We start from the raw sequence: 25,973 nt of genomic DNA on the forward strand, positions 1-25,973 counted from the left end.
GTCGGGTCGTGAGCTCTCCCGGCTCGGTACGTCAGAACTGCGGGGACTGTCCCGGATTGCGGAGCGGGACGCGGTCCCACGTCTCGTGGCGGCGGTGGTCCCGTGTGCTGTGCCGGAGCCGAAGCTGCACGTTGTGCAGGTGGACGGCCGTGATCTCGGTGGGCGTCCCGGTGCCGCGGTGTTCCGGGCATCGGTGCGGACACCGAGACGCTCGGTCAGGACGTTCCGGCGACGCTGGCCCGTCGGCCTGCCCGGTCTGCTCGGCCTCGGCAGCGACGGCAGCAACGCCGGGGTCCTCGGTGCCACGGGTACCACCGCTGCTCAGCGGGCCGGGGCGATGGGGGAGCAGCGCCGCCAGCTCGCTCGGAGTGGGGGTGACGTCGACGGTCGAACCGTACCGGGTCCGCCACCGCACGCGATGGCGACCGTCGCCGACGGTTGAGCCCGCCGGCCGAGCGGTGAGCTGCTGGTTCTCCTTGTCGTTGCACCGCGCGCACAGTCCATTGCCGTTATCGAGACTGGTCGCGCCGTCTCTGCTGTGCGGCTGGATGTGGTCATCGTGGCGGATCTCGGCGTTGCAGAACGGACCCGAACAGGTCATCGACCGCCATCGCAGGAAGCGCGAGAGGCCGTGGGGAAACGCTCGCGCACGCGACTCGACGGCGACCAGCTCGCCACTGGTGGGATGGGTGTAGAGGCGGCGCAGCGTGGCGCGGAGCGCCGCGTCGTTCGCGCGCTGCGCACCGTCCACGTGCGCGCCGCCGGCATCCGGACCGTCGACGTCTGGATTGCCCGCGTCCGGATCGTCGACGTCTGGATCGCCCGCGTCGCTATCCGGCTCTTGAGTCGCCCGGCGTAGGGACGCGCTGACCTGTGAGACCGGTACGGCGCCGTAGCCCTCGATGAGAGCCGGCTCGGAATTCTGCGGGCAGAACAGGGCGCGATCGGTGATGATCACGCCGATGTCGAGCTTCACCGGATCGACCCCGTCGCTGCGGCCGACCAGTGCGTCCGCCGCGGTATCCGCCATGATCGCGCTGTGGCCCCGGGTGTCCCCGGCGGCGCGGAGCTTCTCGCCCTCGAGGCTGAGACGGGCACGGGCGGCGGAGGCATCGAGCGCAGTGGTCGTGATGGCCAGCGTGGCCATCCCGTTCTCGCGAGCGCGCAGGGTGACATTCCGGTGGCGCCGCGCGACCTCGTGTCGCCGCTCCTCGCCGTCGGCGTCCACGAGCTGGGTGATCGCCTCGATCTCGCGACGCCACTGTCGCTGCCCCGCGCCGGCGAGCTCGCCGAGCCGTGCCGTGAGCGCCTGATCGACCTCGCCCCTCTGCGTCGGATCCAGGGGCGCGACAGCCTGCCCGGCGGCATAGGCCTTCTCGGCGTCGATATCGCCCTCGGCCAGAGCAGACAGCACGCCTGGCAGGTTCCGGACCAGGCGCCGAGAAGCCTTCATCCGACGAGATGCCGCGGACGGCGAGATGCGCGAGACCACGGAGACTTCGCGGGTCGAGACACGATCCGTCGACTCGGACTCCTCGCCCGAACCATGGGCGTCCCGGCTCACCGCTTCCGCCAGTGCATCAGTCGCACGGATCTCCACCGCGGCGACAGCTGTCGTCAGCGACCGGAGGCGGTCCAGGAGATCGAGCAACGACTCGGCGTCGAGCGCCGAGTCGTTGCCGGGTGACAGGGAGTCGGAGCCCAGCGATCCGACCCGGCCGAGGGCATCGGTGACGCCCTCGAGGTCGTACGCTCCCACCGTCGTGGCGCCGGCGCCCGCGCGGATGACGGGCCGGCCGGCCGCATCGGCCGTCTGCTCGTGATCATCCGCGTGGTGGGTCATGGCTCCAGTATCGAACGCCAGAACGAAATAGTCAACGGTTCTGGTTCCTCGGTGCAAAAATGTGGACGAAGGTGCGGTGGGGAGGAAAGGTGGCGGTGTCCGGGTGCGCAACGACGGTGATTCCCGGGCGTCGGATCCCGCTGCGCTCTGCTGCCGCAGCCCGAGGTCGCTGGCGCGGAACCGTCCGCGAATGGCACTTGCGGAGGCGCGGCACCGTGTTCCGCTCACGGAAAAGACGTCCCTGCAACCCCGCAAAGAAGATTGTGGATAAGAGGTCAATGTGGAGGGCTCGGTATTGGCGGTGGCGTGACGTCCACAGGGGCATTGCGGTGTTGGAGATATTGCCGTGCTGGAGATATTACTGTGCTGGAGCCATTGCTGCGCCGTGCCAGGGCCCCACAGGAACGCGAGCGGTGCGCAACAGGTCGATCCACGAAAGCGGCCATCCGAATCGGCGTGCGCCGCCACCCGGCGCCGGGCACGGACCCCGCCCGGCGTAGGGCACGGGCGCCACCCGGCGCAGGGATGCGGGGCGCCGGCCACGAGGGGAGCACGAGGGGAGAGCGATCGCACGCGCGAGGCGGCTGACATCACGCTCGCCGGCCGGTCCGGGGACCTTCACGATCCGTACACTCGACAGGGTGCACAGGCGGACGGTGGCCCAGTGGAGGCGGACGGTGACCCAGGAGGTGGAGGCGGCATGAAGGTGCTGGCAGCGATGAGCGGCGGCGTCGACTCGGCAGTGGCCGCGGCCCGAGCCGCGGACGCCGGGCACGAGGTCGTCGGCGTGCACATGGCGCTGTCGAAGAACCGCGACCAGAGCCGCACCGGCTCGCGCGGGTGCTGCACCGTCGAGGACGCCTCCGATGCCCGTCGTGCGGCCGACCGCATCGGCATCCCGTATTACGTCTGGGACCTCTCCGATGACTTCCACGATCTCGTGGTCGAGGACTTCCTGTCCGAGTACGCCGCCGGCCGCACTCCCAATCCCTGCGTGCGCTGCAACGAGCGCATCAAGTTCGCCTCGCTCATGGAGCGCGCCACGCTGCTCGGCTTCGACGCCGTCTGCACCGGTCACTACGCCTCCATCCGCGCCGACGGGCCCGATGGCGCCCCCTCGCTGCACCGTTCGCGGAACATGGACAAGGACCAGTCCTACGTCCTGGCGGTCATGGGGCCCGAGGCCGTCCGCCGCTCCGTCTTCCCGCTCGGCGAGTTCGAGACGAAGGAGGAGGTGCGCGCCGAAGCCAGGGCACGCGGCCTCGGCGTCTCGACCAAGCCCGACAGCTACGACATCTGCTTCGTCGCCGACGGGGACACCCGCGGTTTCCTCGAGCGCAATCTCGGCGAGGCCCCCGGGGAGATCCTCGACGAGGCCGGCGCCGTGGTCGGCTCCCACCGCGGCACCCACGGATTCACCATCGGCCAGCGCAAGGGCCTGGGCATCGAGCATCCCGCGCCCGACGGTGCGCCGCGCTACGTCGTCGACATCGACCCCACCTCGCGCCAGGTCGTGGTCGGTGCCGCTGAGCTGCTCTCCACCCGCGAACTGATCGCCGGTGACGTGGTCTCCTTCGAGCCGCTGGAGGTGGGCCGCCGGGTCACCGCACAGATCCGCGCCCACGGTGAGGCCACCCCGGCGACGATCCTCGAGGCGCCGGCGGGCGGTCAGGACTCCAGCCTGCGCGTGCAGCTCGAGACGCCGATCCGCGGCGTGGCCCCCGGCCAGACCCTGGTGCTGTACGACGACGATCGCGTCCTCGCCGCCGCCACCCTCGAGCGCCGCGCATGAGCCACCTGGTCACCCTCACCGGGGACGGCACCTTCCGGGCACCTGCGGCCGCCGACGCCGCCCGGTACGACGTGCCCGAGGACCCTCATCTCGCGGCGCTGATGCGGATCCGGGCCCTGCTCGGTGACGATCTCGAGGAGCAGATCGCCGCCCGGCCCTACCTCCCCTCAGCGCTCGGCACCGATGACACGGATCATCTGCTGCCCGCGACCCTCGCGCTGCTCGCCGAGACCACGGGAGACCTGGTCAGCTACGGATGGCGGCTCGGTCCGGGCGTGGGCCGAGCCTGGCAGCACGCCCGGGAGCTGCGCGAGCGCACCCTCGATGCCGCCCGCGTCGCGCTGCTGGGGTACGAGGGGCCGCTGTCGACGACGGCACTGGGCCCGGCCACCCTGGCCGGCGCCACCTTCCTGCCGTCGGGGGAGCGCACCCTCGCCGACCCCGGCGCCGTGCGCGACCTGCCGATGCTGCTCGCCGAGGGCGTCACCGACCATCTCGATCTGCTCCGCGAGCGGGTGCCGGGCGCGCAGCCGCATCTGCTGCTGCGGGAGGACGCCGTGGCGGCCGTCTCCGCCGGACTCATCAGCACCCCATCGGGCCGCAGCCGGTACCCCGCCGTCCCAGCGCCCGAGATCGGTGTGCTGTGGCGCTGCCTCCTCACCGCCCTCGAGGAGGGCGGGCTGGACGCGGAGTCGGTCACGATCGGCGTCGGCGCGGACCATGGTCTCCTGCGCGCCGCTCGCGAGGCCGGCGCACGCCGGGTGGCCTTCGCGCCTCGCCAGCTGCCGTCCCTGGACACGGCCTCGGGGCGCAGGCTGTGGGAGGGCCTGGCCGAGGCGCACGATGCCGGGTGCCGCTTCGAACTCGTCGTCGACCCGCGCGCCGGCGGGAGCATGGCGCGTGAGCTCGACCAGCTGCTGGAGATCTGGCACCGGCTGGGCCATACCGACGCCGACGCCGCCGGCTTCACCCTGATCGCGCACACCGGCGCCTCGCACGACGTGCAGGCGGGGCGCATCGACCCCTCCAGCCAGCCGGAGCGGTCCACGCTGCTCGACGAACCCTCGCTCGAGGCCCTGCTGCGCGCCGCTCCCGCATGGGCGGCACGCGTCAGCTCCTGAGCGCCCCGCGCACGCAGCACGATCGGTCAAGTTCGGGCCGGTCATGATCACGATCCGTGGAGAACGGGGTGATCTCCCCGCCTAGGCTGGCGTCGGACGCCATAGCCGCGCGCATCGATCTGCACTGACGCACCCGCAACGACGTGGACAGCATCGACGACGCGGCCCGGCACTGCCCGACGATTCCGATGGAGGACGAGCCATGCGCACGAGCACCCAGGTGCAGCGGGTCGAGCTGGACGGGAACGGTGTGCTCCGTGTGGTCACCGAAGGCGTCGAGATCCGGCTGCTCATGATGACCTCGGACATCGTGCGGATCCGCGCGGGCTTCGACGGGGACTTCGCCGAGCAGTCCTACAGCCTCACCACCACCGCCTGGCAGGACCGCCTCGATCCGGTGCTGGGGGAGGAGCGCACGCGCATCGCCCCGGTCCCCGTGCAGCTGGAGGAGACGGACGAGACGGCCGTGCTCATCGGCCCCCGGCTGCGCGTCGAGGTGCGCCGCTCCCCGCTGGAGATCCGCGTGCTGGACGCCGACGGCAGCGTGCTGCACGCCGATGTGCCCTACATCGCCTACCGCGAGGACACCAACCACCGCCGGATCCACACCACCCGGCTCGAACCGGGCGACGCCTTCGTCGGCTTCGGCGAGACCACGGGCGAGCTCGACAAGGCCAAGCAGCTGGTCTCCCTCAGCCCGCGCGACAGCCTCGGCTACGACGCCCGACGCAGCGCACCGCTGTACAAGCACATCCCGTTCTACCTCAAGGTCAATCGCGATTCCCGCCAGGCGGTCGGGTACTTCTACCACGGCACCCGCGACGTCTCCTTCGACCTGGGCCGCTCGCACAGCAACTACTTCCCCCACCACACCCAGATGATCGCCGACGGCGGCGACGTCGATCTGTTCCTCATCGCCGGCCCGCAGGTTCGGGACGTCGTGGCCCGGTACACCGAGCTCACCGGACGTCCGCCCGTGCTGCCCCGCCAGGCACTGGGCTATCTCGCCTCTTCCATGTACTACGCCGAGCTGACCTCCGGCAGCGACCGGGCCATCACCCGGTTCGTCGATCTCGCCGGTGAGCACGGGATCCCGGTGGACGGCTTCCAGCTCTCCAGCGGCTACACCACCCAGCAGACGGCCGACGGCGCCAAGCGCTGCGTGTTCACCTGGAACCAGGAGCGGTTCCCCGATCCCGCTGGCTTCTTCTCCGCCATGGACGAGCGCGGCGTCGTCGTCTCCCCGAACGTGAAGCCCGGCGTGCTCACGGTCCACCCGCGGCGCGCCGAGTTCGCCGAGCGCGGCGTGTTCGTCGGGGCCAGCGACGACGCCCTGGACCAGGCCGCGACCACCGCCCCCGCGCTGTCCGTGACCGGCGGGGGAGAGGCGGACCCCGACGCCCCGCGCCCGCCCGCCGTCGGCGCCTGGTGGGGCGGACCGGGACACTTCGTCGACTTCACCTCCCCGCGAGCCCGGGACGTCTGGAAGCAGTGGCTGACCGAGTCCGTGCTCGCGAAGGGCACCGCCTCGGTCTGGAACGACAACTGCGAGTACGAAGGCGTGCTCGACATGGACTCCGAGGTCGACGGGGACGGCGCCCCGAGCACACTCGCCGAGGTGCGCAACGTGATGCCCAACCTCATGTGCCGCGTCACCCAGGACGCCATCACCGAGGCCCACCCCGACCAGCGCCCCTACATCGTCTGCCGCGCCGGGCACGCCGGGATCCAGCGCTACGCCCAGACCTGGGCCGGGGACAACTCGACCTCCTGGGAGACCCTGCGCGCCAACATCGCCACCATCCTGGGCATGAGCCTGTCCGGCGTCGCCAACCAGGGGTGCGACATCGGTGGTTTCCACGGGCCCCGGCCCGAGCCGGAGCTGCTGCTGCGCTGGGTCCAGCACGGCATCTTCCAGCCCCGCTTCTCCATCCACTCCGTGAACTCCGACAACACCGTCACCGAGCCGTGGATGTACCCCGAGACCACCGGGCCGATCCGCGAGGCGATCAACCTGCGCTACCGGCTGATGCCCTACCTGTACTCGCTGATGGTCCGCGCCTCCCGCGAGGGAGCTCCGATCATGGAGCCGCTGATCAGCGCGTTCCAGCACGACGTCGAGGGCTACGACACCACCGACACCTTCATGCTGGGCGACTCCCTCCTGGTGGCCACGGTGCTCGAGAAGGGCGCCACCACCCGCACGGTCCGCTTCCCGGCCGACGAGGCGTTCTACGACCTCGCCACGCGGACGCGGCACGAGGGAGGCACGACGGTCACGGAGCCGGTGGGCTGGGACTCGATCCCGCTGTACATCCGCGCCGGCGGCATCATCCCGATCGCCGTCGAGCAGCCGACCTCGCTGGTGCGCGACGAGATCCGGACCCTGCGGCTGATCTGCGCCCCCGAGCGGGACGGACGGTTCGTCCTGCACGAGGACGACGGCCGCACCCGAGCGCACGAACGCGGCCAGCGCCGCGAGAGCGTCGTGACCATGACCTCCGGCTCCACCGTGCGCATCACCCTCGAGCGCTCCGGCCCCTACCGCAGCGCCGTGCAGGCGTTCCGGTTCGACGTCATCCATCCCGAGCGCGCCCCGCTGCACGTCCGGGCGAACGGACGGAGCCTCGAGCACCGTCCGGAGGCCGCCGACTTCCAGGGCCACGACAGCGGCTGGTACTACGACGCCGCGCTCGGATCGGTCCAGATCGCACTGCCCGACGACGGGGACGATCTCGACCTCGAGATCTCCTTCGAGACCTTCGACATGATCGGAATGTGAGGCCATGACGACCCACCGCCACGATCCCGCGACGCCGCGCCTCGGACGGCGCGCCCTGCTGCTGGGCGCGCCGCTGGCCCTGGCAAGCTGCAGCGCTCGCAGCACGCAGCTGACCAGCGCGGCCGCGAACAGCAGCCGGCCGCTGGTGCTGCGCCTGGCCCACAACCTCAATGACCAGCACCCCACCTCGGTGGCGATCGCCGCATTCGCCGATGCCGTGGCCGAGCGCAGCCAGGGCCGCATCCGGGTCGACATCTACGCCAACGGTCAGCTGGGCTCCGAGACCGCCGTGCTCGGCCAGCTCACCCAGGGCATCGTCGACATCACCCGCGTCGCGAGCCCCGGCCTGGCCGGCTACCACGCCGGCTACCACACCTTCGGCCTGCCCTACGTGTTCGACTCCGAGGAGCAGATGCACGCCGTGATGGATTCCGAGCAGATGGCGGAGTTCTACCGCTCCACCCTGGACCGCGGATTCGTGGGCCTGACCCACTACTCCTCCGGAGCGCGCTCCTTCTACACCCGCGCGAGCCCGGTGCGCAGCCCCCAGGACGTGGTGGGGCTGAAGATCCGGGTCCAGGACATGCGCTCCCAGACCGATCTCATGGAGCAGCTGGACGCCGCACCGGTGGTGATGGCCTTCGGTGACACCTACACCGCGCTGCAGACGGGCCTGATCGACGGGGCCGAGAGCAACGAGACGGTCCTGACCGACAGCGCCCACGGCGAGGTCGCCAAGGTCTTCTCGCGCACCGAGCACACGCGCATCCCCGACCTGATGCTCATCAGCTCCGACGCCTGGGAACGGCTCGAGAGCGGGGATCAGGACCTCATCGTCGAGGCGGCCCGACAGTCCTCGCAGGACCACCGGATCGCCTGGGCCGAGGCCATCGAGACCGCGGAGGCCGACGCGCGGGACATGGGCGTCGAGTTCGTCGACGACGTCGAGACCGACGCGTTCCGCGAGGCCACCCGGCCTGTGGTCGACCGGTTCGCCGAGGAGTATCCCGAGGTCGCGGAGCTGCTGGAGACCATCGAACAGGTCAGTGAGGAGTCACGCGCATGAACGCCTCCGCCGACACCGTCCATCGCCTCCGCCGGGTGCTCGCCGGCACTCTGCTGTGGTTCGCCGTCGCCCTGCTGGTGCTGATGACGGCCCTGGTGCTGTACCAGGTCTTCACCCGGTACGTGCTCGGCAGCCCCGTCGCCTTCACCGAGGAACTGGTCCGCTACGCGCTGATCTGGGTCTCCTTCGTCGGCGCGACCTATGCCTTCCTCCAGCGCGAGCACATGGCGCTGACCATCGTGCGCGACCGGCTCCCCGTCCGCGCCCGGCGCGGACTCGTCCTGGCCATCGACCTGCTGATCCTCGCGCTCGCCGTGCTCGTCCTCGGCATCGGCGGCGCGATGCTCGCCTGGGATTCGCGGGAGAACATCTCCGCCCTGCTGGGCATCTCCCGTGGCCTCGTCTACCTCATCGGCCCGATCACCGGGGCGGCCATCGCCCTGGCACAGGTGCTGAACATCCTCGACCTCGTCCGCACCCCGCTCGAGGCGACCGCCCCGAAGGAGGCCGAGTGATGGACCCGCTGCTCGCAGCCCTCGCCCTGTTCGGCACCTTCGTGGTGCTGCTGGCCCTCGGTGTGCCGATCTCCGTCGGCATCATCGTCTCCGCCTTCGTCACCGCCCTGCTGATGCTGCCCTGGGCGGACACCACCTTCGTCGTCGGCCAGCAGATGAGCATGGGCGTGGAGAGCTTCTCGCTGCTCGCCGTGCCCCTGTTCATCCTCGCCGGCAACATCATGAACAACGGCGGCATCGCCCAGCGGCTGGTGGACCTGGCCCTGGTGATCTCCGGCCGCGTCCCCGGGTCCCTGGCCCACACCAACGTGCTGGCCAACATGCTGTTCGGCTCCCTGTCGGGATCCGCCGTGGCCTCGGCCGCCGCGATCGGCGGAACCCTGCACGAGCGCCAGCGGACGGAGGGGTACGACCCCGCCTACTCGGCGTCGGTGAACATCGCCTCGGCCTCCGTGGGCCTGCTGATCCCGCCGACGACGGCCGCGATCGTCTACTCCACGGTCGCCGGCGGGGTGAGCGTCTCGGCGCTGTTCATGGCCGGCTACGTGCCGGGCATCCTGATGGGCCTGGTGGTCATGCTGATCGCGTTCGTCGTCGCCCGCCGCCGCGGCTACCGCAGCAGCGAGCGCGTGGGCCTGCGCCAGGGGCTGACCGTGCTCGGTCGCGCCATTCCCTCGCTGCTGCTGGTGGTCGTGGTCGTCGGCGGCATCGTCGCCGGCATCTTCACCGCGACCGAGGGCGCGGCGGTCGCGGTCGTGTACTGCCTGGTGCTCTCGCTGATCTACCGCTCCCTGGACAGCACGGCGCTGACGCAGATCGCGGTGCGGACGGTGAGCTCGACCGGCGTGGTGATGCTGCTGATCGCCGCGTCCTCCGCGATGGCATGGGTGATGGCCTTCACCGGCATCCCCTCGGCGATCACCGACGCGCTGGTATCGACCACCGACTCGCGCGTGGCGATCCTCGCCCTGATGCTCGTGATCATGCTGGTCGTGGGAACGTTCCTGGACATCACGCCCGCGATCCTGATCTTCACCCCCATCTTCCTGCCCATCGCCACCGAGCTGGGGATGGATCCTGTCCACTTCGGCATGGTGCTGATCCTGGCCATGTGCATCGGCACCATGACCCCACCGGTGGGCTCGGTGCTGTTCGTGGCCACCGGTGTCGCGGGCGTGCGGATCGAGGACGTCGTCCCGCGGCTGCTGCCCTACTTCGCCGGATTGGTGGTGCTCCTGCTGCTGATCACCTACGTCCCCGCGCTCTCGCTCGGGATCCCGGGCATGCTGGGGCTGCTGGAGTAGGCACCCCGGGGAAGGGATCGATCGATGCAGGACGTGGCCGGTGAGCTCATGGCGGGCGGGAGAGCGGTCGCCGTCGCCCGCGTCCACGGGGTCGACGACAACATGGCGCGTCCGCACCGCCATGACTTCCTGGAGGTCTACGTCCTGGAGGAGGGCCGGCGCGAGCACGTCTCCGGCGGCCACGTGCACCGGATCTCCGCGCCCGAGGCGATCACCTTCCCACCCGGTGACGAGCACTTCTCCTACAGCCCACCGGGAGTGCCCTTCCGGCGCGTGGTGGTCTATGCGCGCCCGGACGCCGTGCTGTACGGGCACGTGCGCGAGGCACTCGGCTGCGATGCCCGGGTGTTCCGGCCGACGGCGTCGGGCCTGGCCTCGGTGCGCGGGATCGTCGACCAAATGCTGCATACGCAGGAGACGCTGGGGGAGAGCTCGCAGGACGAGCTGAGACTGCTGCTGACCCAGCTGCTGCTGGTACTGCTGCGGCAGGAGGAGGTCGATGCCGCCACCGCCGCCCGCGAGACCCGCGTCGCGCGAGTCATCCGGCACCTGCACGGGCACTACACCGAGCACATCGAGCTCGGGGAGCTCGCCGAGAGGTTCTTCGTCAGCCGCCATCACCTCTCACGGGAGTTCCGGCGGCACACCGGCACCACGGTCATCTCCTACGTCAACGATCTGCGCGTCGACCAGGCGCGCCGACTCCTGCAGGAGACCGAGCTGCCCGTCGGGCGGATCGCCGCCGACGTCGGCTTCGCCACCGTCACCCACTTCAACCGCGTCTTCCGGGAGCGGACCGGCTCGACGCCGCGGGCGGTGCGGAGCACGCGGCCGGCGCCGTGAGGTCGCGGGCCATGAGCACGCGGGTCCCCAGCCGCGTCAGCCCCAGCTCCTCCTCCGTGCGGGCCAGGCCGCGATGGAAGTCGGAGTCGATCGGCCCGACCACTCGGAAGCCGCACGCCGCGTAGAACGGCCGGTTCCACGGCACCTCCGCGAATGTGCGCAGGGTGAGCCGCGTGCCTCCGCGGGACGCGGCCTCGGCTGCCGCGGCCTCCACCAGTGCCCTGCCGTGTCCGCGACGCAGATGCTCGGGCAGCACGGCGAGCTGCTCGAGGTGGACGAGCCCTGCCGGCCCGGTCGGCTCGAGGACATGGACGAAGCCGACCGCCGGGGAGCCCTCGGACTCGGCCGCGACCAGGAGGAACCCGGGCTCAGCAGCCCGCGCGTCGCCGGCGGTCGCCGACTCCGCGCCGAACGGCTCGGGACCCAGCAGCGGCTCGAAGAGCCCGTCGGCCGCGGATTCGATGCCCTCCACAGCGGCGAGGTCCTCCTCCGTGGCCAGGCGGATGCTGCGCGCGATGCTCATGGCACGGATCCTAGGGGCGGCCGCGGGGCTCGCACCTGCGGATGTCATGGCGATGAGCAAGAATGGTGGGGTGAGCCAGCCACAGGACCCGCAGGACAGCCAGGATCGGGACGCCCCGCCCCAGGAGCGCAGCTCGGCCGAGGGCGCGCAGGCGCGCATCGCCGAGCTGACCGCCCAGGTCGAGCAGGCGATCGAGGATTACTACGTCCACGACGCACCGACCATGGCCGACGCCGAGTACGACCAGCTCGAGCAGGAGCTGCGTGATCTCGAGGCGGAGAACCCGCAGCTGGTCAAGGCCGACTCGCCCACCCAGACCGTCCACGGGGCGGTCGCTCCCGGCTTCGCGCCCGTCGAGCACATCGAGCGGATGATGAGCCTGGACAACGCGTTCACCCTCGAGGAGATCGACACCTGGGCCCACCGCGCCGCCGAGGGCCTGGGCGCAGGAGCTGCCGAGGTCCGCTACCTCACCGAGCTCAAGATCGACGGTCTGGCCATCTCGCTGGTCTACGAGGACGGCGAGCTCGTGCGTGCCGTGACCCGTGGCGACGGGCGCGTGGGGGAGGACGTCACCGCCAACGTGCGCACCATCGACTCGATCCCCGAACGGCTGGAGACCGACGCGCCGCCGGCGGTGCTCGAGGTGCGCGGTGAGGTCTTCTATCCCACCTCGGAGTTCGAGGCGCTGAACGATCAGCGGCGCGAGGCCGGACTGGCGGAGTTCGCCAACCCTCGCAACACCGCGGCCGGTTCCCTGCGCCAGAAGGACGTCGCGGTGACCGCCTCCCGCGCCCTGGCGGTGTACGTCCACGGGATCGGCGCCCACGAGGGGATGACGCTGACCTCGCAGTCCGAGGTGTACGAGACGCTGCAGGGATGGGGCCTTCCCACGTCCCCGCACACCCGGGTGCTGGAGAGCCTTCCGGAGGTGCGCGAGTTCATCGCCCACCACGGCGAGCACCGCCACGACGTCGAGCACGAGATCGACGGCATCGTGGTCAAGATCGATTCCTTCGCCCAGCAGCGCGCGCTCGGATCGACCTCGCGTGCCCCGCGCTGGGCGATCGCGTTCAAGTATCCGCCCGAGGAGGTCACCACCAAGCTCCTGGACATCCAGGTCAACGTGGGGCGCACCGGCCGCGTGACCCCCTTCGGCGTCATGGAGCCGGTCAAGGTCGCCGGCTCCACCGTGGAGATGGCCACGCTGCACAACCAGTTCGAGGTCGAGCGCAAGGGCGTCCTCATCGGGGACACCGTCGTGCTGCGCAAGGCCGGTGACGTGATCCCCGAGATCCTCGGACCGGTGGAGAAGCTGCGCGACGGCAGCGAACGGCCGTTCGAGATGCCGTCCCGGTGCCCGTCGTGCGGCACCGCGATCGGCCCGGATCGCGAGGGGGAGAAGGACTGGCGCTGCCCCAATGCGAAGGACTGTCCCGCGCAGGTGACCGGCAGGGTCGAGCATGCCGCCTCCCGCGGCGCCTTCGACATCGAGTCGCTGGGTGAGGAGAGCGCGATCGCCCTGACCGATCCCGACAAGCGTCGTCCCGAGGCTCTCGCCGCTCTGCGCGCCGGCCACCGCATCCATCTGCCGATCCGGGAACCCTCCGACGCGGAGCAGGAGAACTTCGCCGTCCTCAAGAACGGCGTGATCACCGACGGGACCGACGGGGTGCCGGTGCTCGCCGTCACGGACCTCGAGGACCCGTTGCTGCCCGGCCTGCAGGAACCGGCGGTGACCATCGGTGACAACCTCTTCGACCTCACCGCGGAGTCCCTGCGCGAGGTCTTCGTCTGGCAGCCGGAGCGGCGCGACGGGGAGCCCACGGGCGACTGGCGCATCCAGCCCGTCTTCTGGTCGCGGCCGGCGCTGAAGTACTACAAGCGCGAGGGCGCCTGGAAGCTGCAGAAGGCTCCGACGGTGCTGAAGAACACCGAATTGCTGGTCAGCGAGCTGGAGAAGGCGAAGGAGCAGCCGCTGTGGCGGGTGCTGGTGGCCCTGTCGATCCGGCACGTGGGGCCGACGGCCGCGCGATCGCTGGCCACCGCGTACGGGTCGATGTCGGCGATCCGTGAGGCGAGCGTCGAGCAGCTCTCGGACACCGACGGCGTCGGCCCGATCATCGCCGAGGCCGTGACCGACTGGTTCTCGGTGCCGTGGCACTGCCAGCTGGTCGACGGCTGGGCCGCGTCCGGCGTGCGGATGGTCGACGAGGTCGAGGAAGGCTTCGTCAGGACCCTGGAAGGGGTGACCGTGGTGGTCACCGGCGGGCTCGAGCGGTTCACCCGGGACGGCGCCAAGGAGGCGATCATCGCCCGGGGCGGCAAGGCCTCCGGCTCGGTCTCGAAGAAGACGGACTTCGTCGTGGTCGGGGAGAACGCCGGGTCCAAGGCGGACAAGGCGGAGGAGCTCGGTCTGCGGATCCTGGACGAGGACGGATTCGTCGCCCTGCTCGAGGGCGGCCCCGACGCTCTCGACTGACCCGGGGCTCCGGTGATCCGGGGCTCAGCTGACCTGGGCCAGGGCCAGCGGGAGGATCGGTCCCGACCCGGCCCGGCGCAGTGCCCGTCCCGCGATGGTCATCGTCCATCGCGTGTCGATCTCATCGTCGACCAGCAGGATCGGTGCGCCATCCAGCGCCGCGATCGCCTCGGTCAGCTGCGGTGGGACGGTGAACCGGCCCCACAGGGCGGCGACCCGGAACGCGCTGTTGCGCGCCCCGTGCAGCGGGGCGGCGCCGGGCGCGAGGCCGAGCTCGCCCAGATCCTGCATGCGCCCGGTGCGGGCGATGCCCGAGGCGAGCCGGCGCACCAGGGTGGGCCGCGTCGTGGAGGGCACCGAGACCACCGCGGCGGGCCGCTGCGCCCAATCCCAGTCCGTGAGCACCTCGACCACGCGCTGGGCGATCGCGGGGGTCAGCTCGGCGTCGACCCGGCGGCCGTCCTCGTCGACCGCGAGCAGGTGCCTCAGCGGCACCGCCCAGCCGAGGTCGGACATGCGCGCCAGCACGCGGCCCTCCTCGACGCGTTCGCCCGGCGGGATGTTGCCGCGCAGCGGTGCCCCCGCCTCGGAGGTCACCTCCAGCCTGTCCAGTCCCTGCGGCCACTGCTTGCGCGGGTCGACGGGCACACCGACCCGATCCAGCAGGCGCGAGACCGCCTCGCGGGAGGAGCCCGATCCGCCCGATGGCGACGCCGACGCCGGTGCGGACGCCGTCTGCGATCCTGACTCCGGCAGCGGGTACCACGGCCCGGCGCACACGTCGCAGCGACCACAGGGAGCCGCCGTGTCATCGTCCAGCTGGCGGGCGAGGAACATCATCCGGCACTGCTGCGGATCTCCCGGCTGGAGCCGCTCGTACTCGAGCATCGCCTGCTGTTCGGCGCGGCGTGCCCGGGCGACGTTCTCGTAGCGCTCGGCGTCATAGGTCCACGACGCTCCGGTGGCGACCCAGCCGCCGCGCACGGCCTCGACGGCGCCCTCGACCGCGAGCACCTTCAGCAGCAGCTCGAGGGAGCTGCGCTTGACGTCGACGCGTGCCTCCAGCGCCGGCGTCGACAGCGGCGCCCCGGACCTCGTCAGCTCGGCCAGGACCGCGTCGGCGTCGGCCTGGGCGGGCATCGAGGCGGTCGCGAAGTACTCCCAGATCGCCCGGTCCTCCCGGCCGGGAAGCAGCAGCACCTCGGCCGTATCGGTGGCGCGGCCGGCGCGGCCCACCTGCTGGTAGTAGGCGACCGGAGAGCTGGGCGCCCCGAGATGGACGACGAACCCCAGGTCGGGCTTGTCGAACCCCATGCCGAGCGCGCTCGTGGCCGCCAGCGCCTTGACCTCGTTGTCCTTGAGCGCCTGCTCGAGCTCGGCCCGCTCCTCGGAGTCCGTGCGCCCGGTATAGGTGCGCACCCGTCGGCCCGGCCGATCCAGCAGATCGGCGAGGTCCTCCGCCGCGGAGACGGTCAGGGTGTAGATGATCCCCGAGCCGGGCAGCTCGTCGAGATGCTGTGCCAGATACTCCAGCCGGGAGCGGTCGTCAGGCAGGGTGAGGCAGCCCAGGCGCAGCGAATCCCGGGTCAGCGCCCCGCGCAGGGTGAGCACCGCACTCGCGCCTTCCCCGCGGGAGCCGAGCTGCTCGGCCACATCCGCCACCACGCGGGAGTTCGCCGTGGCGGTCGTCGCCAGCACGGGAACCTGGTCGCCGAGCTCGGCCACGAGATCGCGCAGACGCCGGTAGTCGGGCCGGAAATCGTGCCCCCAGTCCGAGATGCAGTGCGCCTCGTCGATCACCAGCAGACCGCAGCGCTGAACCAGCCGGGGCAGCTGCTCGGCCCGGAAGCGGGGGTTGACGAGGCGCTCGGGGGAGACCAGCAGCACGTCCAGCTCATCGGCCTGCAGCGCCTGCTCGATGTCCTCCCACTGGGTCGGATTCGCCGAGCTCATCGCCTCCGCCCGCACCCCGGCCCGGCGTGCGGCGGCCACCTGGTCCCGCATCAGGGCGATCAGCGGGGAGATGATCAGTGCCGGCCCGGCTCCCCGGCGGCGCTGCAGCAGGGCCGCGAGGAAGTACACGGCCGATTTGCCCCAGCCCGTGCGCTGGACGACCAGCACCCGCCGGCGCTCCTCGACCAGGGCGGAGATGGCCTCGAACTGGCCGTCGCGGAATCCGACGTCCGCTCGGCCCGTCAGGGCCGCGAGCGCCTCCTGGGCCTCGGGGCGCAGAGCGGAGTCGACCGGGGCGAGGGGCGGGCCGGGGGCGGAGCCGATGGATTCCATGGCCCCAGTCTCCCAACCGGGACCGACGGGCGGGGGCGCCGTGGCCCGATGTGGACGCCCGGGCGGTGGGGAGGAGCCTGGGATCGAGAGGAACCTGAGAGGACTCTCATCGTTCTCTCATACCGGAGGGCACGGCTCTCATCGCCCCCTCCTAGCGTGAGCGCATGAGCACAGCTCCCCGGCCCCGGATCCCATCGACCCCGCACCAGTGCGCGTCGCGACCGGACACTGTGGCCGTCCGCCTCGCGGCCGCGGTGCTGACAGCCGCGCTGCTGAGCGCCGTGGCACTGCCCGCGCGCCGGTTCGCCCGATCCGAGGAGGCACGCGACTCGTTCCCCTTCAGCCACTATCCGATGTTCTCGGCCCCACGGAAGGCGCACTACTGGGTGACCCATCTGCTCGGCGTGCACGAGGACGGATCCGTCAGCCCGCTGCACCACGGATATCTGGGCACCGGAGGACTCAACGCGGTGCGCCGGCAGGTGCGCCGACGCGTGCGGGACGGCGACGGCCAGCAGATCGCCGAGCGGGTCGCGGCGCTGATCGCCGCCCGCGACAGGCCGGCGGACCGCGACGTGCACCGCGTGCACGTGGTGCGCGGCCGGTACCTCGTCGAACCGTTCATGCTCGGCCGCAGCAGGGACGTGTTCACCACGGCGCTGGACGTGCGCGGCAGCGCTGACGTGCCGGGACGCACCGGCGCACAGAAGGCCCTGTCATGAGCGCGCGCCGAGCAGCCGGCACCCTCCTGCGCGCCGTCGCGGTCTGCGCCGGGCGGCGGCTCGCCCCGCACGCCGGACCAGCCGGGCCGGGCCTGCTGCGCCTGGCCGTCGGCGGTTACCACCTGTGGCACGTCGGCCGGAAGCGCAGGCTCTACCAGGGGGTCCACCGCACCGATCCGGCGAGCTTCGACCCCGTCGGCCCCGCCCGCATCCTCCGCCGGCCGCTGCCGCCGGTGATCGCCGACCGGCTCGTGGACGCCTCGCTCGTCACCGGCGCCCTGTTCGCCGCCGGCGTCGGCCACCGGGTGCTCGCTCCCGTGCACTCCGCCCTGCAGACCTGGAACTTCGCCTACCGCAACTCGTGGTCCATGGTCTTCCACCACGAGAACACACTCGTCCTGCACACGATGGTCCTCGCGGCCGCTCCCGCTGGCGATGCGCTCAGCATCGATGCGCTCCTGCGCGACCGGTCGCTGCTGCCGGGCCGGCGATCCTGGATGTACGGAGCGACCCCGACGGTGATGAACGCCGCCGTCGCGGGAACCTACGTGCTCGCCGGCCTGGCGAAGCTCACCGGTGGGGACGGGCTGGGCTGGGTCCGGGGCGGTCACATGCGCGATCAGGTCGCCTTCGATGCGCTGCGCAAGGAGATGCTGGGCGAGCGATCCTCGGCGCTGGGAAAGCGGCTCTATCCCTACCCGGCCCTGTTCACCGCGATGGCCGCGGCCTCGCTGGCCGTCGAGTTCGGGGCGCCGCTGGCGGTGCTGGACCGGAGGGCGGGACGGGTGTTCGCCGGCGCGGCGTTCGCGATGCACTGGGGGATCAGGGCGATCATGCGGATCACCTTCCCGTACAACCTCTCCGGGGTGCTCTACCTGCCCTTGCTCCTGATGCCGCCGCCCGATCCGCGCGGCTGAAGCAGGGCAGGGGTCACTCCTGGGAGCCGGAGGCCTCCTGCTCGGCGAGACGACGCAGACGCTCCGGCGTCGACTCTCCCTCACGCAGGGGATCGTCCTTCGTGGCCAGGGCACGGCGCATGCGCGCCTCGAGCTCCTCGGCCTCACGAATCGCCTTGTCGTTCGAGCTCTCCTCGCGATCCTCGGGATCGTGGGAATCGTGATCGATGTTGGGGTCGACAGACATGGCTGGGTCCCTTCTGGCTCGTGCGGACGGGCGAAGTCTACCGGCGCGGGGAGGGGGCATCGATCGCTACGATCTCTGCGATGAGCTCCCGTCGATCCCGCACCTCCCGCCCGCTCGGCGGGTACCACCTCAGCGAAGCGCTGATCGCCGGCTGGCGGCCCCTGGCCCGCCTCGACGTCGACGGCTTCGCCCTCCTGCGCTCCCGCGGCGTGACCCGGCGCGCCAACAGCGCCGTCGCCGTGGATGCGCCGTCGTCCACCGCAGCGCTGACCTCCGCGATCGAGCGCATCGAGATGCTGTGCGAGACGGCGGGGGAGGCCGCCACCTTCCGGGTGCTCGACGTGCACGGGCCGCCCGGGCTCGACGACCTCCTCGCCGCTCGCGGCTACGGCACCGCCGGGCCCAGCGAGCTGCTGGAACTGGACCTGACCGCTGCCAGCCGGCTCGAGCCGTCCCCGTCGGCCGTGATCTGCACCGGGGCCCTGGACCAGGAGTGGTTCGACGCCTTCTGGCGGCTGGCGCCCCGCGAGGGTGACCAGGCCCGCGAGACCCTGCACGCCATCATGGCCGGCACGCCGGCGGTCCAGGTGCTGCTGCCTGACGGAGCCGACGGAGCCGACGGAGCCGGCGGGGCCGACGGGGCCGACGGCAGCGAGGGGAGCGCGGCGGGCCGCCCCGCCGCCGTCGGCCGTGCCGCCCTGGTCGAGGCCGGCCGGGAGCAGGCCGCCGTGCTCAACGCGATCGCGGTCGACCCGGGCCGCAGGCGCAGAGGCCTCGGGCGGGCCGTGTCGCAGACGCTGCTGTCGATCGCTGCGGTCCAGGGAGCCTCCCGCGCCCTGCTCGAGGTCGAGACCGACAACCCCGGCGCCCTGGCGCTGTACCGCACGCTCGGCTTCCGCCGCCTCGGCGGCTACCACTACCGCGTGCGACCGCCGGGCTGAGTCCACCTAGAATGCGGGTATGCCTTCGATCGGACGAGAAGACGTCGCACGCCTCGCCGACCTCGCACGGATCCAGCTCAGCGATGAGGAGATCGACCGCTTCGCCGGCGAGTTCGACTCCATCATGGACGCTGTCGCCTCCGTCTCCGAGGTCGCCACCGAGGACGTTCTCGCGACTTCCCACCCCATTGCCATGACCAACGTGCTGCGCGAAGACGTCGTCGCGGACACCCTGACCCAGGAGCAGGCGCTCGCCGGCGCTCCCGAGGCCCAGGACGGGCGCTTCGCCGTCCCGCAGATCCTGGGCGAAGAATGATGAGTGTGATCGAGCCCGTGAGTACCAGTGACATCATCCGCCGCAGTGCCGCCGCCCAGGCCGCCGCGCTGCAGGCCGGAGAGCTCTCCTCCGAGGAGCTCACCCGCGCCCACCTGGACCGGATCGCCGCCGTCGACGGCGATCTGCACGCCTACCTCCACGTCAGCGAGGAGCAGGCGCTGGCCGCCGCGCGCGACGTCGACGCCCGCCGCGCCGCCGGTGAGGAGCTCCACGAGCTCGCCGGCGTGCCGGTCGCCGTCAAGGACGTCATGGTCACCGAGGGCACGCCCACGACCGCGGGCTCCAAGATCCTCGAGGGCTGGGTCCCGCCCTACGACGCGACCCTGGTCGAGAAGCTCCGCGCGGCCGGCCTGCCGATGCTCGGCAAGACCAACATGGACGAGTTCGCCATGGGCTCCTCCACCGAGACCAGCGCCTACGGCCCCACCCGCAACCCCTGGGACCGCGAGCGGATCCCCGGCGGCTCCGGCGGCGGCAGTGCCGCGGCCGTGGGCGCCTACGAGGCCCCGCTGGCCATCGGCACCGACACGGGCGGCTCGATCCGTCAGCCCGGCGCGGTCACCGGCACCGTGGGCGTCAAGCCCACCTACGGCTCCGTCTCCCGCTACGGCCTGATCGCCATGGCCAGCTCCCTGGACCAGGCCGGGCCCGTCACCCGCACCGTCGAGGACGCCGCGCTGCTGCACCAGCTCATCGCCGGCCACGATCCGCGGGACTCGACCTCGCTGCCCGACCCCGTCGGCGACTTCGCCGCCGCGGCCCGCCGCCAGGACGTCAGCGGCCTGCGCATCGGTGTCATCGAGCAGCTCGAGGGCGAGGGCTTCGCTCCCGAGGTCCAGGCGCGGTTCACCGAGTCGCTCGAGCAGCTCGAGCGCGCCGGCGCGGAGATCGTGCGCGTCTCCTGCCCGAACTTCGAGTACGCCCTGGGCGCCTACTACCTGATCATGCCCTCGGAGGCCTCGAGCAACCTCGCGAAGTTCGATGGCATGCGCTTCGGCCTGCGGGTGGTCCCCGAGGATCACCCGACCGCGGAATCGGTCATGAAGGCGACCCGCGGCGCCGGCTTCGGCGACGAGGTCAAGCGCCGCATCCTGCTGGGCACCTACGCGCTCTCGGCCGGCTACTACGACGCCTACTACGGCAGCGCCCAGAAGGTGCGCACGCTGGTCCAGCGCGACTTCGCCGCCGCCTTCGAGCAGGTCGACGTGCTCGCCTCGCCGACCTCCCCGACCGTCGCCTTCCGCCTCGGCGAGAAGGTCGACGACCCGCTGGCGATGTACATGAACGACATCGCCACCATCCCCGCCAACCTCGCCGGCACCCCGGGCATCTCGGTGCCCAGCGGACTGGCCGAGGACGGCCTGCCCGCCGGCATCCAGTTCCTCGCCCCGGCCCGGGCCGACGAGCGCCTCTACCAGGTCGGCGGAGCCCTCGAGGCCCTGCTCGAGGACTCCTGGGGAGGGCCCCTGCTGGCAAAGGCCCCCGAGCTCACCGCGATCGCAGGAGGAGCGAAGTGATGATGAGCGCTCAGAACACCGCCCTGGTCGACTACGACGACGCCATCGCCCGCTTCGATCCCGTCCTCGGCATCGAGGTCCACGTCGAGCTCGGCACCGAGACCAAGATGTTCGACGGCGCCCCCAACATCTTCGCGGCCGAGCCCAACACGGCGATCACCCCGACCTCGCTCGGACTGCCCGGATCCCTGCCGGTGGTCAACCGCAAGGCCGTCGAGTACGCGATCAAGATCGGTCTGGCGCTGAACTGCTCCATCGCCGAGACCTGCCGGTTCGCGCGCAAGCAGTACTTCTACCCGGACCTCACCAAGAACTTCCAGACCTCGCAGTACGACGAACCCATCGCCTTCGACGGCTGGGTCGACGTCGAGCTCGAGGACGGGGAGATCGTGCGCGTCGAGATCGAGCGCGCCCACATGGAGGAGGACGCCGGCAAGAACACCCACGTCGGCGGCGCCACGGGACGCATCCACGGCGCGACCCACTCCGAGGTCGACTACAACCGTGCGGGGGTGCCACTGGTCGAGATCGTCACCAAGCCGATCCCGGACACCGGTGGCCGCGCCCCTGAGGTCGCCGCCGCCTACGTGCGCACCCTGCGGGACATCTTCCGCACCCTCGAGGTCTCCGAGGCGCGGATGGAGCGCGGAAACGTCCGCGCCGACGTGAACATCTCCCTGCGGGCCGACAGGAACGCGCCGCTGGGCACCCGCACCGAGACCAAGAACGTCAACTCCTTCCGCTCCATCGAGCGCACGGTGCGCTTCGAGATCTCCCGCCAGGCCGGGATCCTCGACGCCGGGGGCTCGATCACCCAGGAGACCCGCCACTTCCACGAGGACACCGGCGAGACCTCCTCGGGCCGCGTGAAGACCGATGCCGAGGACTACCGCTACTTCCCCGAGCCGGATCTGGTCCCCCTCGCCCCGAGCCGTGAGTGGATCGAGGAGATCCGGGCCGGACTGCCGGAGCTGCCGGCCGCACGTCGCCGCCGCCTGCTCGGGGAGTGGGGCTTCAGCGACCTGGAGATGCGCGACGCCATCAACGCCGGCGCGCTCGACCTGATCGAGGCCACGGTGACCGCCGGGGCGAGCGCCCAGAGCGCCCGCAAGTGGTGGATGGGCGAGCTGGCCCGCACCGCCGGGGAGCGGGGTGCCGACCTGGACGAGCTGCCGGTGACGCCCGCGCAGGTCGCCGAGCTCCAGGGACTGGTCGAGGCGAAGAAGATCAACGACAAGATCGCCAAGCAGGTTCTGACGAAGGTGCTCGAGGGTCAGGGCGACCCGGCCGAGATCGTCGAGAAGGAGGGCCTGGCCGTCGTCTCCGACGACTCCGTGCTCACCGACGCCGTCGATCAGGCCATCGCCGACAATCCCGACGTGGTCGCCAAGATCCAGGGCGGCAAGGTTCAGGCCATCGGCGCCCTCATCGGCCCGATCATGAAGGCCACCCGCGGTCAAGCCGACGCCGGCCGCGTGCGCGAGATCATCATGGACAAGCTCGGCGTCAGCTGAGCTGACCGCCTTTCCTCCCGCAGCGCCGCGCCCTGTAACGAGGGCGCGGCGCTGCTTTTTTTGGGCGCCGGGCGGGCTCATGGCGCTGCTGGATACGGGCCGACGAGGCGGCTGGGCGCAGGGCTCTGTGATCCTTCGCACCGCTGAACATGACGATCGCTCTTGCGTGACCATTCCGTGACCGGCTTAGGGTAGCCAAACCTAAGTAGTTCACCGTTTCGGGGTGCCGCCCCGACCGGCAGGAAGGCCCATGCAGATGTCTCAGCCCCTCCCGCAGACCGCCCCCGCACCCCGGATGCCCGCTGAGGCCTCAGAGCTGCTGGGTGCTCGCACCGCAGGGACGTACGCCGCCCTCCTGCACGAGGTGGTCGACGACCTCGCCGAGCGTCTGCGCACGGTGCGCACCCCCTCCTCGGGCGCGGACCGTTCTCTGCTGGAAGGTCTCGTGGCCGACGCCGACCTCGAGGGGGAGGGAATCGGTGACCGTGCCGCACTGCGCGAGGCCGACGAGCTCTACGCCGCCCACGCTGTGTGGTTCCACCACCCCTCCTACCTGGCCCACCTCAACTGCCCGGTCGCGGTTCCCGCGGTCGCCGCCGAGGCGATGCTCGCCGCGATCAACACGTCGGTCGACACGTACGACCAGTCGCTGGTGGCGACCCACATGGAGCAGCGCCTCGTGCGCTGGGCCTCCGATCTCATCGGGTTCGCCGGCGGCGACGGGGTGTTCACCTCCGGCGGCACCCAGTCGAACTTGCAGGCACTCTTCCTCGCCCGCGAGAGCGCGCTGCGCGGCCAGGAGCGCGCCGGGGAGTCCCGCGGCCCCGGCGTCGCCCGCCTGCGAGTGCTGACCACCGCGGCCAGCCACTTCTCCGTCGCGAGGTCCGCGCTCCTGCTCGGGCTCGAGCGGGACGCCGTCCTCGAGGTCCCCACCGATGCCGACGGGCGCATGGACCCCGCGGCCCTGCGCCGCTGCGTGCGAGCCGTCGAGGACGAGGGTGCGCAGGTGATGGCGGTCGTGGCCACCGCCGGCACCACGGATCGCGGCCTCATCGATCCGCTCGAGGAGATCGGCGTCGTCACCACCGAACGCGGCCTGTGGCTGCACGTCGACGCCGCCTACGGGGGCGGGCTGCTCGTCTCCCCGTCACGGCGCGACCTGCTGGCCGGCATCGAGCGGGCGGACTCCGTGACGATCGACTTCCACAAGACCTATTTCCAGCCCGTCTCCTCGAGCGCCCTGATCGTGGCCGATCCCGCGCAGCTCGCGGCGACCACCTGGCACGCCGACTACCTCCACCCGGCCGCCGAGGCCGCCTCCGAGCACAGCGAACCCAACCAGGTCGGCAAATCCCTGCAGACCACCCGGCGGTTCGACGCCCTCAAGCTGTGGACCACCCTGCGCTCGCTCGGCCCGGCACGGGTCGGGGCCATGGTCGACGCCGTCTGCGATCTCGCTGCCCAGGTCCATGAGCTTCTGGCGGCGGATCCGGATTTCACGGTGCTGGGAGCGACGGATCTCTCGACCGTCCTGTTCCGCTTCCAGCCGGCCCCCGTGGACGACGCGACGGCCGATGAGCACGTCGCGGTGATCCGCCGGACCCTGTTCCAGTCCGGCCGCGCCATGGTCGCCCGCACCACCGTCGACGGCCGGCCCTGGCTGAAACTCACGCTGCTGAACCCGGAGGCGACGCTCACCGACGTCGCCGCGGTCCTGGACCTGGTGCGGGCGACGGGGCGCGGCCTCCTGGCCGGTGCGCAGCTCGCCGCGACGACGGCGGCACGATGAGCGCGCGGATCCATGACCTGGTCGGGATCGGCATCGGCCCCTTCGGCCTCGGTCTCGCCGCGCTCGCCGAGCCCCTCGCCGACGTCGACGCCGTCTTCCTCGACCGGGCCCCGGAGTTCCGGTGGCACCCGGGGATGATGATCGAGGGTGCGACCATCCAGGTCCCCTTCCTCGCGGATCTCGTCACCCTCGCCGACCCGACCTCGCCCTACTCGTTCCTCGCCTACCTCAAGCACATCGGCAGGCTCTACCCGTTCTACGTGCGGGAATCCTTCTATCCGCTGCGCACGGAGTACGACGACTACTGCCGGTGGGTCGCGGACCAGCTGGACTCGCTGCGCTGGGGACGCCGCGTCGTCTCGGTCCAGGAGGAAGCGGACCACCTGCTGGTGACGGCGGAGGTCCTGGACCCCAGCGGCGAGGTGAGCGGTCTCGAGGAGCATCGGGCCCGGCACGTCGTGCTCGGGATCGGGACCGCTCCGGCGCTGCCGCGGGCGCTCGCCGAGCTCGCGCAGAGCGCTCCTGGGGAGCACCGGGTTCTCCACAGCTGCGACTACCTCTCGCACCGGGCGCAGCTGCGCGAGGCCGGCTCCGTGACGATCGTGGGCAGCGGGCAGTCCGCCGCGGAGATCTACCGCGACCTGCTCGAGGACGCGGGCGCCCGCGGCACCCGGGTGGACTGGGTGACGCGCTCGCCGCGGTTCTTCCCCATGGAGTACACCAAGCTCACCCTCGAGCTGACCTCCCCGGAGCACACCGCTCTGTTCCGGTCCCTGCCCGAGAGCCGGCGCGAGCAGCTCGGCCGCGAGCAGCGCAGCCTGTACAAGGGCATCAGCGGCGACCTGGTCGACGAGATCCACGATCTCCTCTACCGCCTCAGCAGCGGCGGCCGTGAGGTGCCGAGCACCCTGCTGACCGGGACCGCCGTGACCGCCGCCCGACATGACGCCGCCACGGGTGAGCTCGTCCTGACGCTCGAGCACGAACTGCTCGGCACCACGGCCGAGCACCGCACCCATGCCGTCGTCTCCGCGACCGGGTACCGGGCTCGCGGGACCGACCTGCTGGCACCGCTGGGCGAGAGCATCCGCCGCGACTCCCGCGGGCGCCTGGACGTGGCCGCCGAGGACTACACCGTCGATACGGCCCGGCGCGTCCACGTGATGAACGCCGAGGAGCACAGCCACGGCCTGACCGCCCCCGACCTCGGCTTCGGCCCCTGGCGGGCCGGCGTCATCCTCGCCGCGATCACCGGGCGCGAGCCCTATCCCCTCGAACGCCGCACCGCGTTCCAGACCTTCGGCCTGCCCGGCGACGTGCCGGTGCAGACCCCACCCCAGCAGGAGCACGCATGAGTTCCCTGAGTCAACCTCTAGGCCGTGAGAGCGCTGCTGTGGTCGTTTCTGTCGGTTCTGCGCCGCTCGTGGATGGTGGGGTCGTAGCACGTTCCGTC

At 71.5% G+C, this 25,973-nt stretch carries 20 protein-coding genes; 16 read left to right on the forward strand and 4 right to left on the reverse strand.

Translation table 11 applies throughout. The features are described 5' to 3' along the window. Window positions 1–31 precede the first annotated feature (31 nt). A complete protein-coding gene (locus tag ACFQRJ_RS14015) occupies window positions 32–2,311 on the reverse strand; it encodes a DUF222 domain-containing protein (RefSeq protein ID WP_377019802.1) in 2,280 nt (759 codons plus the stop codon). Window positions 2,312–2,543: 232 nt separating this feature from the next. Here ACFQRJ_RS14015 and mnmA point away from each other — a divergent pair, with 232 nt between their 5' ends. The 7 genes from mnmA to ACFQRJ_RS14050 all read left to right on the forward strand — a co-directional run bounded on the left by mnmA (window position 2,544) and on the right by ACFQRJ_RS14050 (window position 11,266). Then, window positions 2,544–3,635 carry a tRNA 2-thiouridine(34) synthase MnmA gene (mnmA, locus tag ACFQRJ_RS14020; protein ID WP_377019803.1) on the forward strand — a complete coding sequence of 364 codons (1,092 nt, stop codon included), beginning with the start codon at window positions 2,544–2,546 and terminating at the stop codon, window positions 3,633–3,635. Next, window positions 3,632–4,756, forward strand: coding sequence for a hypothetical protein (locus ACFQRJ_RS14025; RefSeq protein ID WP_377019804.1), 1,125 nt, complete (start codon window positions 3,632–3,634; stop codon window positions 4,754–4,756). The genes mnmA and ACFQRJ_RS14025 overlap by 4 nt, the downstream gene beginning before the upstream one ends. 202 nt (window positions 4,757–4,958) lie before the next feature. Then, the gene (locus ACFQRJ_RS14030) at window positions 4,959–7,538 is read left to right on the forward strand and encodes a TIM-barrel domain-containing protein (RefSeq protein ID WP_377019805.1); all 2,580 of its coding nucleotides are present in this window, start codon (window positions 4,959–4,961) and stop codon (window positions 7,536–7,538) included. 4 nt (window positions 7,539–7,542) lie between these two features. Then, window positions 7,543–8,604 carry a TRAP transporter substrate-binding protein gene (locus ACFQRJ_RS14035; protein ID WP_377019806.1) on the forward strand — a complete coding sequence of 354 codons (1,062 nt, stop codon included), beginning with the start codon at window positions 7,543–7,545 and terminating at the stop codon, window positions 8,602–8,604. Continuing rightward, complete coding sequence (locus tag ACFQRJ_RS14040) at window positions 8,601–9,119, forward strand: TRAP transporter small permease (RefSeq protein ID WP_377019807.1); 519 nt, start codon at window positions 8,601–8,603, stop codon at window positions 9,117–9,119. The genes ACFQRJ_RS14035 and ACFQRJ_RS14040 overlap by 4 nt, the downstream gene beginning before the upstream one ends. Beyond that, on the forward strand, window positions 9,119–10,423 hold the full coding sequence (locus ACFQRJ_RS14045) for a TRAP transporter large permease (RefSeq protein WP_377019808.1): 1,305 nt from the start codon (window positions 9,119–9,121) through the stop codon (window positions 10,421–10,423). Before ACFQRJ_RS14040 ends, ACFQRJ_RS14045 begins: the two co-directional genes overlap by 1 nt. Window positions 10,424–10,447: 24 nt before the next feature. Further along, complete coding sequence (locus ACFQRJ_RS14050; RefSeq protein ID WP_377019809.1) at window positions 10,448–11,266, forward strand: helix-turn-helix domain-containing protein; 819 nt, start codon at window positions 10,448–10,450, stop codon at window positions 11,264–11,266. Here ACFQRJ_RS14050 and ACFQRJ_RS14055 read toward each other — a convergent pair. Next, window positions 11,196–11,789, reverse strand: a complete 594-nt coding sequence (locus tag ACFQRJ_RS14055) for a GNAT family N-acetyltransferase (protein ID WP_377019810.1) — start codon at window positions 11,787–11,789, stop codon at window positions 11,196–11,198. The genes ACFQRJ_RS14050 and ACFQRJ_RS14055 overlap by 71 nt on opposite strands. A gap of 70 nt (window positions 11,790–11,859) precedes the next feature. On the opposite strand from ACFQRJ_RS14055, the gene ligA reads away from it, so the two are divergent. Further along, a complete protein-coding gene (gene ligA / locus ACFQRJ_RS14060) occupies window positions 11,860–14,271 on the forward strand; it encodes an NAD-dependent DNA ligase LigA (RefSeq protein WP_377019811.1) in 2,412 nt (803 codons plus the stop codon). Window positions 14,272–14,295: 24 nt separating this feature from the next. On the opposite strand, the gene ACFQRJ_RS14065 is transcribed toward ligA, so the two are convergent. Continuing rightward, window positions 14,296–16,557 carry a RecQ family ATP-dependent DNA helicase gene (locus ACFQRJ_RS14065; protein ID WP_377019812.1) on the reverse strand — a complete coding sequence of 754 codons (2,262 nt, stop codon included), beginning with the start codon at window positions 16,555–16,557 and terminating at the stop codon, window positions 14,296–14,298. A gap of 164 nt (window positions 16,558–16,721) precedes the next feature. Between ACFQRJ_RS14065 and ACFQRJ_RS14070 the strand changes: the two genes are divergently transcribed. Continuing rightward, entirely contained in the window at window positions 16,722–17,279 is a 558-nt protein-coding gene (locus tag ACFQRJ_RS14070; RefSeq protein ID WP_377019814.1) for a hypothetical protein, read from the forward strand. Next, window positions 17,276–18,196 carry a hypothetical protein gene (locus ACFQRJ_RS14075; RefSeq protein WP_377019815.1) on the forward strand — a complete coding sequence of 307 codons (921 nt, stop codon included), beginning with the start codon at window positions 17,276–17,278 and terminating at the stop codon, window positions 18,194–18,196. Before ACFQRJ_RS14070 ends, ACFQRJ_RS14075 begins: the two co-directional genes overlap by 4 nt. A gap of 13 nt (window positions 18,197–18,209) precedes the next feature. On the opposite strand, the gene ACFQRJ_RS14080 is transcribed toward ACFQRJ_RS14075, so the two are convergent. Next, window positions 18,210–18,422, reverse strand: a complete 213-nt coding sequence (locus ACFQRJ_RS14080; RefSeq protein WP_377019816.1) for a hypothetical protein — start codon at window positions 18,420–18,422, stop codon at window positions 18,210–18,212. Between the two features lie 80 nt (window positions 18,423–18,502). Here ACFQRJ_RS14080 and ACFQRJ_RS14085 point away from each other — a divergent pair, with 80 nt between their 5' ends. The 6 genes from ACFQRJ_RS14085 to ACFQRJ_RS14110 all read left to right on the forward strand — a co-directional run bounded on the left by ACFQRJ_RS14085 (window position 18,503) and on the right by ACFQRJ_RS14110 (window position 25,875). Continuing rightward, window positions 18,503–19,363 carry a GNAT family N-acetyltransferase gene (locus tag ACFQRJ_RS14085; RefSeq protein WP_377019817.1) on the forward strand — a complete coding sequence of 287 codons (861 nt, stop codon included), beginning with the start codon at window positions 18,503–18,505 and terminating at the stop codon, window positions 19,361–19,363. A 19-nt stretch (window positions 19,364–19,382) separates the two neighbouring features. Next, a complete protein-coding gene (gene gatC, locus ACFQRJ_RS14090) occupies window positions 19,383–19,679 on the forward strand; it encodes an Asp-tRNA(Asn)/Glu-tRNA(Gln) amidotransferase subunit GatC (RefSeq protein WP_377019818.1) in 297 nt (98 codons plus the stop codon). After that, window positions 19,679–21,217 (forward strand): Asp-tRNA(Asn)/Glu-tRNA(Gln) amidotransferase subunit GatA, encoded by a 1,539-nt coding sequence (gatA, locus tag ACFQRJ_RS14095; RefSeq protein ID WP_377019819.1) that lies wholly within the window; start codon window positions 19,679–19,681, stop codon window positions 21,215–21,217. Before gatC ends, gatA begins: the two co-directional genes overlap by 1 nt. A gap of 2 nt (window positions 21,218–21,219) precedes the next feature. Beyond that, window positions 21,220–22,731 carry an Asp-tRNA(Asn)/Glu-tRNA(Gln) amidotransferase subunit GatB gene (gene gatB / locus ACFQRJ_RS14100; RefSeq protein WP_377019820.1) on the forward strand — a complete coding sequence of 504 codons (1,512 nt, stop codon included), beginning with the start codon at window positions 21,220–21,222 and terminating at the stop codon, window positions 22,729–22,731. A gap of 256 nt (window positions 22,732–22,987) precedes the next feature. After that, a complete protein-coding gene (locus ACFQRJ_RS14105) occupies window positions 22,988–24,520 on the forward strand; it encodes a pyridoxal phosphate-dependent decarboxylase family protein (protein WP_377019821.1) in 1,533 nt (510 codons plus the stop codon). Then, entirely contained in the window at window positions 24,517–25,875 is a 1,359-nt protein-coding gene (locus ACFQRJ_RS14110; RefSeq protein WP_377019823.1) for a lysine N(6)-hydroxylase/L-ornithine N(5)-oxygenase family protein, read from the forward strand. Before ACFQRJ_RS14105 ends, ACFQRJ_RS14110 begins: the two co-directional genes overlap by 4 nt. The last annotated feature ends 98 nt before the right edge of the window (window positions 25,876–25,973 follow it).

The sequence above is a fragment of the Brachybacterium sp. GCM10030252 genome, from assembly GCF_042666535.1.
GTDB lineage: Bacteria > Actinomycetota > Actinomycetes > Actinomycetales > Dermabacteraceae > Brachybacterium.